General features: G+C 63.4%; 11 protein-coding genes. 9 read left to right on the top strand and 2 right to left on the bottom strand.

What is annotated here, in order from left to right; all coding sequences use genetic code 11:
- The first annotated feature begins 131 nt into the window (after positions 1-131).
- On the top strand, positions 132-1,607 hold the full coding sequence (locus tag R9B85_RS07625) for a helicase HerA-like domain-containing protein (RefSeq protein ID WP_207877316.1): 1,476 nt from the start codon (positions 132-134) through the stop codon (positions 1,605-1,607).
- 155 nt (positions 1,608-1,762) lie between these two features.
- Here the strand turns inward: R9B85_RS07625 and R9B85_RS07620 are convergent, their stop codons facing one another.
- Positions 1,763-3,235 (bottom strand): inorganic phosphate transporter, encoded by a 1,473-nt coding sequence (locus R9B85_RS07620; protein ID WP_112250422.1) that lies wholly within the window; start codon positions 3,233-3,235, stop codon positions 1,763-1,765.
- A gap of 313 nt (positions 3,236-3,548) precedes the next feature.
- Positions 3,549-3,749, bottom strand: a complete 201-nt coding sequence (locus R9B85_RS07615) for a hypothetical protein (RefSeq protein ID WP_003259583.1) — start codon at positions 3,747-3,749, stop codon at positions 3,549-3,551.
- A 490-nt stretch (positions 3,750-4,239) separates the two neighbouring features.
- Between R9B85_RS07615 and pcaR the strand changes: the two genes are divergently transcribed.
- From pcaR to pcaD, 8 genes are all read left to right on the top strand, one after another.
- Positions 4,240-5,130: a pca regulon transcriptional regulator PcaR gene (gene pcaR / locus R9B85_RS07610; protein WP_423770950.1), complete on the top strand. Its 891-nt coding sequence runs from the start codon at positions 4,240-4,242 to the stop codon at positions 5,128-5,130.
- 326 nt (positions 5,131-5,456) lie between these two features.
- Positions 5,457-6,803 carry an MFS transporter gene (locus R9B85_RS07605; protein WP_112250426.1) on the top strand — a complete coding sequence of 449 codons (1,347 nt, stop codon included), beginning with the start codon at positions 5,457-5,459 and terminating at the stop codon, positions 6,801-6,803.
- A gap of 230 nt (positions 6,804-7,033) precedes the next feature.
- The gene (locus R9B85_RS07600; RefSeq protein ID WP_015271654.1) at positions 7,034-7,894 is read left to right on the top strand and encodes a CoA transferase subunit A; all 861 of its coding nucleotides are present in this window, start codon (positions 7,034-7,036) and stop codon (positions 7,892-7,894) included.
- The gene (locus R9B85_RS07595; RefSeq protein ID WP_112250428.1) at positions 7,891-8,670 is read left to right on the top strand and encodes a CoA-transferase subunit beta; all 780 of its coding nucleotides are present in this window, start codon (positions 7,891-7,893) and stop codon (positions 8,668-8,670) included. The genes R9B85_RS07600 and R9B85_RS07595 overlap by 4 nt, the downstream gene beginning before the upstream one ends.
- Positions 8,667-9,872 carry a 3-oxoadipyl-CoA thiolase gene (gene pcaF / locus R9B85_RS07590; protein ID WP_423771056.1) on the top strand — a complete coding sequence of 402 codons (1,206 nt, stop codon included), beginning with the start codon at positions 8,667-8,669 and terminating at the stop codon, positions 9,870-9,872. Before R9B85_RS07595 ends, pcaF begins: the two co-directional genes overlap by 4 nt.
- A 185-nt stretch (positions 9,873-10,057) precedes the next feature.
- Positions 10,058-11,347 (top strand): MFS family transporter, encoded by a 1,290-nt coding sequence (locus tag R9B85_RS07585; protein WP_423770949.1) that lies wholly within the window; start codon positions 10,058-10,060, stop codon positions 11,345-11,347.
- Positions 11,348-11,356: 9 nt separating this feature from the next.
- A complete protein-coding gene (locus R9B85_RS07580; RefSeq protein WP_207877318.1) occupies positions 11,357-12,709 on the top strand; it encodes a 3-carboxy-cis,cis-muconate cycloisomerase in 1,353 nt (450 codons plus the stop codon).
- An 11-nt stretch (positions 12,710-12,720) separates the two neighbouring features.
- Positions 12,721-13,512 carry a 3-oxoadipate enol-lactonase gene (gene pcaD, locus R9B85_RS07575; RefSeq protein ID WP_252378663.1) on the top strand — a complete coding sequence of 264 codons (792 nt, stop codon included), beginning with the start codon at positions 12,721-12,723 and terminating at the stop codon, positions 13,510-13,512.
- Positions 13,513-13,522: the final 10 nt, after the last annotated feature.

The raw sequence follows: 13,522 nt of genomic DNA, 5'->3' as shown, positions 1-13,522 counted from the left end.
TGCACGCGTGGAGTCGCAAAGCAGTGCAACATCCCGAAAAGTCCCTTTTCGGTTGTTCCTCTCTATTAAGGCGAATATCACCCACAGGTATCGGCCGAATTACGGTAAAGCTTGAGCAGAGGATTAAAGAGATGTCGGAATTTTCGACCATCGTTGTAGGCGCTGGCCCGGATGGCCAGCCGGTTGGGCAAGCCATGAGGTTGGCTAACCGCCATGGCCTGGTAGCGGGCGCGACGGGTACCGGCAAGACCGTCACCCTGCAGCATCTGGCGGAAGCGTTCAGTGATGCGGGGGTTGCGGTGTTCGCCGCCGATGTCAAAGGCGACCTGTGCGGCCTGGGCGCTGCTGGTGCGCCGCAGGGCAAGGTGGCCGAGCGCATCGCCGGCATGCCCTGGCTGGGGCACAGGCCACAGGCTTACCCGGTGAGCCTGTGGGACATTGCCGGGCAGTCCGGCCACCCGCTGCGCACCACCCTCAGTGAAATGGGGCCGCTGCTGCTGGGCAACCTGCTGGAACTGACCGACAGCCAGCAGGCGGCGCTGTATGCGGCGTTCAAGGTGGCCGACCGAGAAGGCCTGCTGCTGCTCGACCTCAAGGACCTCAAGGCGCTGCTCGCGCACCTGAAGGACAACCCGCAACTGCTGGGCGAAGACAGCGCGCTCATGACCACGGCCTCCACCCAGGCCCTGTTGCGCCGGTTGGCGACCCTGGAGCAGCAGGGCGCCGAGGCGCTGTTCGGTGAGCCCGGGTTGCAGCTCGAGGACCTGCTGCGGCCAGACCCGGATGGCCGTGGGCGTATTCACCTGCTCGACGCCAGCCGCTTGGTTCACGAAGCCCCCAAGGTGTATGCGACCTTCCTGTTGTGGCTGCTGGCCGAGTTGTTCGAGCAACTGCCCGAGCGCGGTGATGCCGACAAGCCGGTGCTGGCGCTGTTCTTCGATGAAGCCCACTTGCTGTTCAACGATACGCCCAAGGCATTGCAGGATCGCTTGGAGCAGGTGGTGCGGCTGATCCGCTCCAAGGGCGTTGGAGTGTACTTCGTCACCCAGTCGCCGGGGGACTTGCCGGATGCGGTGCTGGCCCAGTTGGGCTTGCGCATTCAGCATGGCTTGCGGGCATTTACCGCCAAGGAGCAGAAGTCGCTGCGGGCGGTGGCCGATGGCTTCCGTCCCAACCCGGCGTTCGAAACCTTGGCGGTACTGACTGAACTGGGGATTGGCGAGGCGCTGGTGGGGACGCTGGAAGAAAAGGGCACGCCGGCGATGGTGCAACGGGTACTGATTGCACCACCGCAGTCGCGTATCGGGCCGTTGAGCGCGGCTGAGCGCAGTGCGCTGATTGCCGATTCGCCGCTGGCGGGGCGTTACGACAAGCCGGTGGACCGTGAGTCGGCGTATGAGATGTTGACCCAGCGCAAGGGCGAACCAGTGGAGCCGGCGCCGCAACCCAAGGCGGATGAAGAGAGCTTTGCCGACAAGGCTGGTGAGTTCTTGCAGAGTGCGGCAGGGCAGGCTATCAAGTCGGCGGTGCGCCAGGCGGCCAACCAGTTGGGGCGGCAGTTGGTGCGGGGGTTGATGGGGTCGTTGCTGGGGGGAAAGAAAAGGTAGTTTGCCTGTACCGGCCCCTTCGCGGGTAAACCCGCTCCCACAGGTTCATCACAGATATCAAGAGCTGTGCATTACCTGTGGGAGCGGGTTTACCCGCGAAGAGGCCGTACAGAAAAAAGGCGACCCGAAGGCCGCCTCTTTCAGAACCGTATCACTCAGCCAATGGCTTTGGACGCCAGCCAGAACAGGCCGGCCGCCAGGCCCATCGACGTAGGCAGGGTCAGTACCCAGGCCAGCAGGATGGTCTTCACGGTGCCGCCTTGCAGGCCGCTCTTGTTGGCGACCATGGTGCCGGCCACACCGGACGACAGCACGTGGGTGGTCGATACCGGCAGGGCGAAGACGTTGGCCATACCGATGGCGCAAGCCGCGGTGATCTGCGCCGACATGCCCTGGGCATAGGTCATGCCCTGCTTGCCGATCTTTTCGCCGACGGTCAGTACCACGCGCTTCCAGCCGACCATGGTGCCCAGGCCCAGAGCCAGGGCGACGGCCACGATCACCCAGAACGGGGCGTACTCGGTGGTGGCGGTCAGGTCTTTGCGCAGTTTTTCCAGGTCGGCCTTTTCACGGGCTTCCAGGCCTGGCAGCTTGCCGACCTTCTTCGCCGTGTCGTCCAGGCACAGCAGGTAGCGGCGCACTTCGACACGCTTGTCGGCACTCAGGCTGTGGTAGTCGGTCACGCCCTGCAGTGACGATTGCAGCGCGGCAATGGTCGGCTCGGTCTGCTGCGGGTTGCAGCTGAACTGCTCCGGCAGGTCGCTGGATTTGGCCTTGCCCAGTGCCAGGAACTCACCCAGGGTGGCGGCGTTGCGCTGGTAGAACTGGCTCATGTGCAGAGTGGCGTCTCGGGTACGCTCGATCTGGTAGGTGGTACTGTTCAGGTCGAGGACGAACTTGGCCGGGACGATACCGATCAGCACCAGCATGATCAGGCCGATACCTTTCTGGCCGTCGTTGGAACCGTGCACAAAGCTCACGCCCATTGCCGAAACGACCAGTACCAGGCGGTTCCAGAACGGCGGGTGCTTCTTGTCGTCGAGCTTGCGGCGCTGCTCGGGGGTCTTGTGCATCTTCGACAGCGGGCGCCACCACTTAAGGCCGATCAGCACCAGGGCGGCAACGGCGAAGCCGGCCATTGGCGAGACCACCAGCGACATGGCGATGTCGATCGCCTTCTGCCAGTTGACACCGTCGCCCAGCGGGATGTCGTTGATCAGGGCATTGGCCAGGCCGACGCCGAGGATGGAGCCGATCAGCGTGTGCGAGCTGGAGGCGGGGATACCGAAGTACCAGGTGCCCAGGTTCCAGGTGATGGCCGCAGCCAGCAGCGAGAAGACCATGGCCAGGCCGTGTCCGGTGTTCACGTTGATCAGCAGCTCTACCGGCAACAGGTGCACGATGGCATAGGCCACCCCGACACCGCCGAGCAGAACGCCAAGGAAGTTGAACACGCCGGAGAAGAACACGGCAAGGTGCGGCGGCATGGCCTTGGTATAGATGACGGTAGCTACCGCGTTGGCGGTGTCATGAAAGCCATTGATGAACTCGAAGGCGAGCACGAAGGTCAAGGCGAGCAGCAGGCTCACCAACACCCAGGCATCCAGTCCGCTGAATAATTCGATCATGAAGGTTGTCTGGCGGTCTTAGGGGGGCGGGATTATGCCAGAAAACCTTGGCAATCGATGCATCCGCGACAGACCGACGGCAATCTTCCTGACACGAGCGTGGTGTGCTCGGAGCGACGTTAAGGCAGGGAAATGTCGGCTAAAACGCACAAAAACTGGCGAAAACCGGCAAAACGCTGGTTAAAAAGCCGCCTCGCTACTGTTCAAACGGCCGTATGAAATTTGTGTAATTCCATTTCACCTTCAGCCGGGCAGTAAAGATCGAGCGCGCCCGGGTTGGCCGGGCGACGACGCGCTGGCTTGGTCCTGGAAATCAGGGAGTGTCGCTGCGCAGTTCCTTTTCCATACGTTCCAGTTCCTGGCTGAAGGCTTGGTCGCGCACGCTGGCGCGCTTGCGCCAAGGTTTGCGTTCCGGATCCGGTTGGGCGGCGTAGGTGGTGACTTCGCCACCGTAAACATCCTTGTAACGTTCAGCCTGGCGCTCGAGTTCCGCGCGCAGTTCATCTTTCGTCACAGTAGCACCTGAATTAAGTTTGATGACAGTTGTTAATGGCGTTGTGCAGCGGTGCGCATGCCTTGCTGGCCGCAACGGCTTGATACAGCGGAAGGTTCCATTACCACGGAATCGTTGAGGCCTGCGCAGTCGATTATAGCAATCGATATTTCGCCGAACATCGTTATTTACCCAACCCTGACATCACCGGACGCAAGTAACGGAATGCATCCGACAACAGTTTGGGCCTTTCGTACAAGTTTGAAAGGCAAGACGGACAAAAGTTCGTTGCAACGCCGTAGCGGGGCTGTCGATCGGGAGTGTAATGAAAAACGGCCTCGCCAAAAGACGAGGCCGTTGCCTGGGACTTCTACGGTGGGTACCTGACCAGTCTCTCCAAAGAAGCCACAAGTGGCATGAGAAAGGTATAAGTAAAAGTGTCAGCGGTCAATTGCGATTATCGGCCGTTTGTTCGATAATCGCACGAGTGGGCGTTTTTTTGAGGTGTGCGATGAGTGACGAAACCCTGGCCAACGATTCCGTCAATCCAGAGCCGGCCAACCCGGAGCAGGGGCGACCTACCTCGGCAGCTTTGGCACCGCCGATCGTGGCTTCCCCGGCAAAGCGCATCCAGGCCTTTACCGGCGACCCTGACTTCATGACCTCCCTGGCGCGAGGCCTGGCCGTTATCCAGGCCTTTCAGGAACGCAAGCGCCACCTGACCATCGCCCAGATCAGCCACCGCACCGAAATACCCCGTGCGGCGGTACGCCGTTGCCTGCACACCTTGATCAAGCTGGGTTACGCCACCACCGACGGGCGCACCTATTCGCTGTTGCCCAAAGTGCTGACGCTGGGGCATGCGTATCTGTCGTCGACGCCGCTGGCGATTTCTGCCCAGCCTTACCTGGACCGCATCAGCGACCAGCTGCACGAGGCGGCCAACATGGCCACGCTCGAAGGTGACGACATCCTTTATATAGCCCGTTCGGCCACCGTGGAGCGGCTGATTTCGGTCGACCTGTCGGTGGGTGGGCGCCTGCCGGCCTATTGCACCTCGATGGGGCGTATTCTGTTGGCGGCCATGGACGACACCAGTCTGCGTGAATACCTGGAGCGTGCCGACCTCAAGGCGCGTACCAGCCGTACCTTGCATGACGCCGAGTCGCTGTTCGCCTGTATCCAGCAGGTGCGCGCGCAGGGCTGGTGCGTGGTGGACCAGGAGCTGGAGCAGGGGCTGCGCTCGATTGCGGTGCCGGTGTATGACGCCTCAGGGCAGGTGTTGGCGGCGTTGAATGTGAGTACCCATGTCGGGCGGGTGACGCGCAGTGAGCTGGAGCAGCGGTTCTTGCCGATCCTGCTGGCGGCCAGCCGGGACCTTTGCCATCAGTTGTTTGGCTGAGCTCGCTGGGGGCGCAAAGCGCCCCTTTCAAATTTTGAACAGGCAAAACCCTTTCCTGTGCGATAAACGCACAGTGTCGTTCGCGGCGAATTGCTTCACCCCCGCCCGCTGATTAATGTCTCTCGCAACGGTCGGCTGCGCCGATCGAACAAGAAAAACACAAGAGGCACTTTCCATGATTACTGTCCCCTCGCTGTCGCGGCCGCACCCGCGCGCAGTATTGTTATATCCAGGCTGACGCCGGCCGCAATCTCCCAAATCCTTGTCCTCTGTAACGTTTGATCGCTGCAGCGGCCAGGCTGTGCCCCTCATTCTGGATAACAATAATGAACCAAGCGCAATCCAACGTCGGCAAAAGCCTCGACGTCCAGTCGTTCATCAATCAGCAGCCGCTGTCCCGCTACCAATGGCGGGTGGTGTTGCTGTGCTTTCTGATCGTCTTCCTCGACGGCCTGGATACCGCCGCCATGGGCTTCATCGCCCCGGCCCTGTCACAGGAGTGGGGGATTGACCGCGCCAGCCTCGGCCCGGTGATGAGTGCTGCATTGATCGGCATGGTTTTCGGTGCCCTCGGCTCTGGCCCGCTAGCGGATCGTTTTGGCCGCAAGGGCGTACTGGTGGGGGCGGTGCTCGTATTCGGCGGCTTCAGCCTGGCCTCGGCCTATGCCACCAATGTCGACCAGTTGTTGGTGCTGCGCTTTCTGACCGGCCTGGGCCTTGGCGCAGGCATGCCCAACGCCACCACGCTACTGTCTGAATACACCCCAGAGCGCCTCAAGTCGCTGCTGGTGACCAGCATGTTCTGCGGTTTCAACCTGGGCATGGCCGGTGGTGGTTTCATTTCCGCCAAGATGATTCCGGCTTACGGCTGGCACAGCCTGCTGGTGATCGGTGGCGTGCTGCCGTTGCTGCTGGCGCTGGTGCTGATGGTATGGCTGCCGGAGTCGGCGCGGTTCCTGGTGGTGCGCAACCGGGGCACGGACAAGGTGCGCCAGACCTTGTCGCCCATCGCGCCGCAGGTGGTGGCCGAGGCGGGCAGCTTCTGCGTGCCGGAGCAGAAGGCGGTGGCTGCGCGCAACGTGTTTGCGCTGATCTTCTCTGGTACCTACGGCATGGGCACCATGCTGTTGTGGCTGACCTACTTCATGGGCCTGGTGATCGTCTATCTGCTGACCAGCTGGTTGCCCACCTTGATGCGCGACAGTGGCGCGAGCATGGAGCAGGCTGCCTTCATCGGCGCACTGTTCCAGTTTGGTGGCGTGCTGAGTGCCGTCGGTGTGGGCTGGGCCATGGACCGCTTCAATCCGCACAAGGTGATCGGCATTTTCTATCTGCTGGCCGGGGTGTTCGCCTACGCCGTGGGGCAGAGTCTGGGCAATATCACCGTGTTGGCCACGTTGGTGCTGGTTGCCGGCATGTGCGTGAACGGCGCCCAGTCGGCGATGCCGTCGCTGGCGGCGCGCTTCTATCCGACCCAGGGCCGCGCCACGGGGGTATCGTGGATGCTGGGTATCGGCCGTTTCGGGGCGATTCTCGGGGCCTGGAGTGGCGCGACCCTGCTGGGGCTGGGCTGGAACTTCGAACAGGTGCTGACGGCGTTGCTGGTGCCGGCGGGGCTGGCGACGGTGGGTGTGATCGTGAAGGGGTTGGTGAGCCACGCTGACGCGACCTGAGACGCAGGGGCCGCTTTGCGGCCCGTCGCAGCACAAGGCTGCTCCTGCACAGGCGACGCCGCCCCATGTAGGAGCAGCCTTGTGCTGCGAAGAATTCGACACCGTGGAGAATGAGTAGCAGGATAACAAATAGTTCGATAATCGCACGAATAGTCGATTATCGGATTGTAAGCCACCCGCCAGTCTCCTTAATCTGAGCTCACCGAAGCACCCTGACCAGGAGTCTCCAAATGGCTGCAATTCTCCCGCTTCACGAAGCCGTGAAGCAGTTCATCCAGGATGGCGATACCGTCGCCCTCGAAGGTTTCACCCACCTGATCCCGACTGCCGCCGGCCACGAGATCATCCGTCAGGGCAAGCGCGACCTGACCCTGGTGCGCATGACACCGGACCTGATCTACGATCAGCTGATCGGCGCCGGTTGCGCCAGCAAGCTGATCTTCTCCTGGGGTGGCAACCCAGGTGTCGGTTCGCTGCACCGCCTGCGTGATGCCGTCGAGAAGCAGTGGCCTCACGCCATCGAAATCGAAGAACACAGCCACGCCGACCTGGCCAACGCCTATGTCGCCGGTGCTTCTGGCCTGCCGTTCGCCGTGCTGCGTGCCTACGCCGGCTCCGACCTGCCAAAGGTCAACCCGCTGATCAAGAGCGTCACCTGCCCGTTCACCGGTGAAGTGCTGGCAGCCGTGCCGTCGGTGCGCCCGGACGTGACCGTGATCCACGCGCAAAAGGCCGACCGCAAAGGCAACGTGCTGCTGTGGGGCATTCTCGGTGTACAGAAGGAAGCTGCCCTGGCCGCCAAGCGCTGCATCGTCACCGTCGAGGAAATTGTCGACGACCTGCAGGCCCCGATGAACGCCTGCGTGCTGCCGACCTGGGCGCTGAGCGCGGTATGCCTGGTGCCTGGTGGTGCGCACCCGTCCTATGCCCACGGCTATTACGAGCGTGACAACCGTTTCTACCAGGCCTGGGACCCGATCGCGCGTAGCCGCGAATCGTTCACTGCCTGGATCGACACCTACATCCGTGGCACTGCCGATTTCAACGAATTCAAGGCCAAGCTGGCCAGCACTGCGGAGGCCGCACAATGAGCTACTCCACTTCCGAAATGATGACCGTCGCCGCAGCCCGTCGCCTGCGCAACGGTGCTGTGTGCTTCGTCGGCATCGGCCTGCCATCCAAGGCTGCCAACCTGGCGCGCCTGACCTCTTCGCCAGACGTAGTGCTGATCTACGAATCCGGCCCGATCGGCGCCAAGCCAAGCGTGCTGCCGCTGTCGATCGGCGACGGCGAGCTGGCGGAAACCGCTGACACTGTGGTGCCGACCGGCGAGATCTTCCGCTACTGGCTGCAAGGCGGGCGCATCGATGTCGGCTTTCTCGGCGCCGCCCAGGTCGACCGCTTCGGCAACATCAACACGACTGTGGTCGGTGACTACCACGCGCCGAAAACCCGCCTGCCGGGCGCCGGTGGCGCGCCGGAAATCGCCGGTTCCGCCAAGCAGGTACTGATCATCCTCAAGCAGTCGCCGCGAGCCTTCGTCGACAAGCTGGACTTCATCACCTCGGTTGGCCACGGTGAAGGCGGCGACTCGCGCAAACGCCTTGGCCTGCCAGGCGAGGGCCCGGTCGGCATCATCACCGACCTGTGCATCATGGAGCCGGAAGCCGGCACCCACGAATTCGTGGTCACTGCCATCCACCCGGGCGTGACCCGCGAGCAGATCATCGCCGCCACTGGCTGGGCGATTCGCTTTGCCGACGATGTGCAGACCACTGCCGCACCTACCGAAGTCGAGCTGTCCGCCCTGCGTAACCTCGAAGCCCGTACCGCCGCGGCCCATGGCCAGGTGGCAGGAGAAGCCTGATGCGCGACGTATTCATCTGTGACGCCATCCGCACCCCGATCGGCCGCTTCGGCGGCGCACTGGCCGGCGTGCGGGCCGACGACCTGGCCGCCGTGCCGCTGAAGGCGCTGATCGAGCGTAACCCGAGCGTGCAATGGGATCAGGTTGACGAAGTGTTCTTCGGCTGCGCCAACCAGGCCGGTGAAGACAACCGCAACGTGGCGCGCATGGCGCTACTGTTGGCCGGCCTGCCACAGAGCATCCCGGGCGTTACCCTGAACCGCCTGTGTGCATCGGGCATGGATGCCATCGGTACCGCCTTCCGTGCCATTGCCAGCGGCGAAATGGAGCTGGCGATCGCCGGCGGCGTCGAGTCGATGTCGCGCGCCCCGTTCGTCATGGGCAAGGCCGAAAGCGGCTATTCGCGCAACATGAAGCTCGAAGACACCACCATCGGCTGGCGTTTCATCAACCCCCTGATGAAGAGCCAGTACGGTGTGGACTCCATGCCGGAAACCGCCGACAACGTGGCCGACGATTACCAGGTTTCGCGTGCTGACCAGGACGCCTTCGCCCTGCGCAGCCAGCAGAAGGCAGCTGCCGCCCAGGCCGCCGGTTTCTTCGCCGAAGAGATCGTGCCGGTGCGTATCGCGCACAAGAAGGGCGAGACCATCGTCGAGCGTGACGAGCACCTGCGCCCGGAAACCACGCTGGAAGCCCTGACCAAGCTCAAGCCGGTCAACGGCCCGGACAAGACCGTCACCGCCGGCAACGCCTCGGGCGTGAACGACGGAGCTGCGGCGTTGATCCTGGCTTCGGCCGAGGCAGTGAAGAAGCACGGCCTGACCCCACGTGCCCGGGTGCTGGGCATGGCCAGTGCCGGCGTTGCGCCGCGGGTGATGGGTATTGGCCCGGTGCCGGCGGTGCGCAAGCTCACCGAGCGCCTGGGTGTGGCGGTGAATGATTTCGATGTGATCGAGCTCAACGAAGCCTTTGCCAGCCAGGGGCTTGCGGTGCTGCGTGAGCTGGGTGTGGCCGACGATGCACCGCAGGTGAACCCCAACGGCGGCGCGATTGCCTTGGGCCACCCGCTGGGCATGAGCGGTGCGCGCCTGGTGCTGACCGCGCTTCACCAGCTGGAGAAGAGCGGTGGGCGTAAAGGCCTGGCGACCATGTGTGTAGGGGTTGGCCAAGGTTTGGCATTGGCCATCGAGCGGGTTTGACCTGTACTGGCCTCTTCGCGGGTAAACCCGCTCCCACAGGGAACCACGCATTCCCTGTGGGAGCGGGTTTACCCGCGAAGAGGCCGGCACATGCGTCTCAAGGCCAATTGCCAGGCAAATAGCGGAACGAGGGTGTTACCAGGTGTGTCTAGAATTACCTGCGACCCTCCAGGAGTAAACTCACCATGACCTCAACCTATTACACCGGCGAAGAACGCAGCAAACGCATCTTCGCTATCGTTGGTGCCTCTTCAGGCAACCTGGTGGAATGGTTCGACTTCTACGTCTATGCCTTCTGCGCGATCTACTTTGCCCCGGCGTTCTTCCCCTCCGATGACCCGACCGTGCAGTTGTTGAACACGGCGGGCGTGTTTGCCGCAGGCTTTCTGATGCGCCCGATCGGTGGCTGGATCTTCGGCCGCCTCGCTGACCGCCATGGTCGCAAGAATTCCCTGATGATCTCGGTGCTGATGATGTGCTTCGGCTCTCTGATGATCGCCTGCCTGCCCACCTATGCCAGCATCGGCACCTGGGCCCCGGCGCTGCTGTTGCTGGCCCGGCTGATCCAGGGCCTGTCGGTAGGCGGCGAATACGGCACCACTGCCACTTACATGAGTGAAGTGGCACTTCGCGGCCAGCGCGGCTTCTTCGCTTCGTTCCAGTACGTGACCCTGATCGGCGGCCAGTTGCTGGCGGTGCTGGTGGTGGTGATCCTGCAGCAACTGCTCACCGAAGAAGAGCTGCGCGCCTGGGGCTGGCGCATTCCGTTCGTGGTCGGTGCCATCGCCGCGCTGATCTCGTTGATGCTGCGCCGCTCGCTGCATGAAACCAGCAGCGCCGAAACCCGTCAGGACAAGGACGCCGGTACCATCAAGGGCCTGTTCCGCGACCACGCGGCGGCCTTCATCACCGTGCTCGGCTATACCGCAGGCGGTTCGCTGATCTTCTATACCTTCACCACCTACATGCAGAAGTACCTGGTCAACACCGCCGGCATGACCGCAAAGAACGCCAGCTACGTGATGACTGGCGCGCTGTTCCTGTTCATGGTGCTGCAGCCGTTCTTCGGCATGCTGTCCGACCGCATCGGCCGGCGTAATTCGATGATGCTGTTCGGTGCCTTGGGTACGCTGTTCACCGTGCCGTTGCTGATGGCGCTGAAAACCGTGAGCAGCCCGTTCATGGCCTTCGTGCTGATTAGCCTGGCGTTGTGTATCGTCAGTTTCTACACCTCGATCAGCGGCCTGGTGAAGGCCGAGATGTTCCCGCCGCAGGTGCGTGCGCTGGGTGTGGGCCTGGCCTATGCAGTGGCCAACGCGGCGTTCGGCGGTTCGGCCGAATACGTTGCCCTGGGCCTGAAGACCCTGGGCATGGAAAACACCTTCTACTGGTACGTCACGGCGATGATGGCGATTGCCTTCCTGTTCAGCCTGCGCCTGCCGAAGCAGGCCGCGTACCTGCACCACGATGATTAAGGACGTGGCATGACCAACCAATTGTTCGACGCCTACTTCACCGCACCGGCCATGCGCGAGATCTTCTCCGACCGTGGCCGCCTGCAGGGCATGCTCGATTTCGAAGCAGCGCTGGCGCGGGCCGAGGCGGCTGCCGGGCTGGTCCCGCATAGCGCGGTAGCGGCCATCGAGGCGGCGTGCCACGCCGAGCGCTATGACGTTGGCGCGCTGGCCAACGCCATCGCCACTGCGGGCAACTCAGCGATCCCACTGGTGAAGGCGTTGGGCAAGGTGATTGCCAGTGGCGTGCCCGAGGCCGAGCGCTACGTGCACCTGGGCGCTACCAGCCAGGACGCGATGGACACCGGCTTGGTCCTGCAGCTGCGTGCTGCCCTCGACCTGATCGAGTCCGACCTCGGCAAGCTGTCCGATACCTTGTCGCGTCAGGCCTTGCAGTACGCCGACACACCGCTGGTGGGTCGCACCTGGCTGCAGCACGCCACTCCGGTAACTCTAGGGATGAAACTGGCCGGTGTGCTGGGCGCGTTGACCCGTCACCGCCAGCGCCTGCAGGAGCTGCGCCCTCGCTTGCTGGTGCTGCAGTTCGGCGGTGCCTCGGGCAGCCTGGCGGCCTTGGGCAGCAAGGCGATGCCCGTGGCCGAAGCCTTGGCCGAGCAGCTCAAGCTGACCCTGCCCGAGCAGCCCTGGCACACCCAGCGCGACCGCCTGGTGGAGTTTGCCTCGGTGCTGGGCCTGGTCGCTGGTAGCCTGGGCAAGTTCGGCCGTGATGTCAGCCTGCTGATGCAGACCGAGGCAGGGGAACTGTTCGAGCCTTCCGCGCCGGGCAAGGGTGGTTCTTCGACCATGCCGCACAAGCGCAACCCGGTCGGCGCCGCGGTGCTGATCGGTGCCGCTACCCGCGTGCCGGGGCTGGTCTCGACGCTGTTCGCCGCCATGCCCCAGGAGCACGAGCGCAGCCTTGGCCTGTGGCATGCCGAATGGGAAACCCTGCCTGACATCTGCTGCCTGGTATCCGGGGCGCTGCGCCAGGCCCAGGTGATTGCCGAGGGCATGGAAGTGGATGCCACGCGCATGCGCCGTAACCTCGACCTGACCCAGGGCCTGGTGCTGGCCGAGGCGGTGAGCATCGTCCTCGCCCAGCGCCTGGGCCGCGACCACGCCCACCACCTGCTGGAGCAGTGCTGTCAGCGCGCCGTGGCCGAACAGCGCCATCTGCGCACCGTGCTGGGTGAAGAGCCGCAGGTCAGCGCCGAGCTGTCCGCCGAAGAACTCGATCGCTTGCTCGACCCTGCCCATTACCTGGGCCAGGCCCGCGTCTGGGTGGCGCGTGCCGTGTCCGAACATCAACGTTTCACTGCCTGAAGGAGACCGCTGTGGCGCACTTGCAACTGGCCGATGGCGTTTTGAATTACCAGATCGATGGCCCGGAAAACGCCCCGGTGCTGGTCCTGTCCAACTCGCTGGGCACCGACCTGGGCATGTGGGACACACAGATTCCACTGTGGAGCCAGCACTTGCGTGTGCTGCGCTACGACACCCGTGGCCACGGTGGGTCGCTGGTCACTGAAGGCCCCTACAGCATCGAACAGCTGGGCCGTGACGTGCTGGCCCTGCTCGATGGCCTGGACATCGCCAAGGCGCATTTCGTCGGCCTGTCGATGGGTGGCCTGATCGGCCAGTGGCTGGGCATCAATGCCGGCGAGCGCCTGCGCAGCCTGACCCTGTGCAATACCGCCGCCAAGATCGCCAACGACGAGGTGTGGAACACCCGTATCGACACCGTGCTCAAGGGTGGCCAGCAGGCCATGGTCGACTTGCGCGATGCCTCCATCGCCCGCTGGTTCACCCCGGCCTTCGCCCAGGCCCAGCCAGCGCAGGCCCAGCGCATCTGCCAGATGCTGGCGCAAACCAGCCCGCAAGGTTATGCCGGCAATTGCGCGGCGGTGCGTGATGCCGACTACCGCGAGCAACTGGGCCGTATTCAGGTGCCGGCGCTGATCGTTGCCGGTACCGAGGACGTGGTGACCACTGCGGAGCACGGCCGCTTCATGCAGGCTGGTATCGCGGGTTCCGAATACGTCGACTTCCCGGCGGCGCACCTGTCCAACGTCGAGATCGGCGAGGCGTTCAGCCGCCGCGTGCTCGACTTCCTGCTGGCTCACTGAGGATACCGCC

The organism is Pseudomonas sp. NLJ1, from assembly GCF_049486705.1.
GTDB classification, from domain to species: Bacteria; Pseudomonadota; Gammaproteobacteria; order Pseudomonadales; family Pseudomonadaceae; genus Aquipseudomonas; species Aquipseudomonas inefficax.
This window is presented reverse-complemented; position numbering and strand designations above follow the sequence as displayed.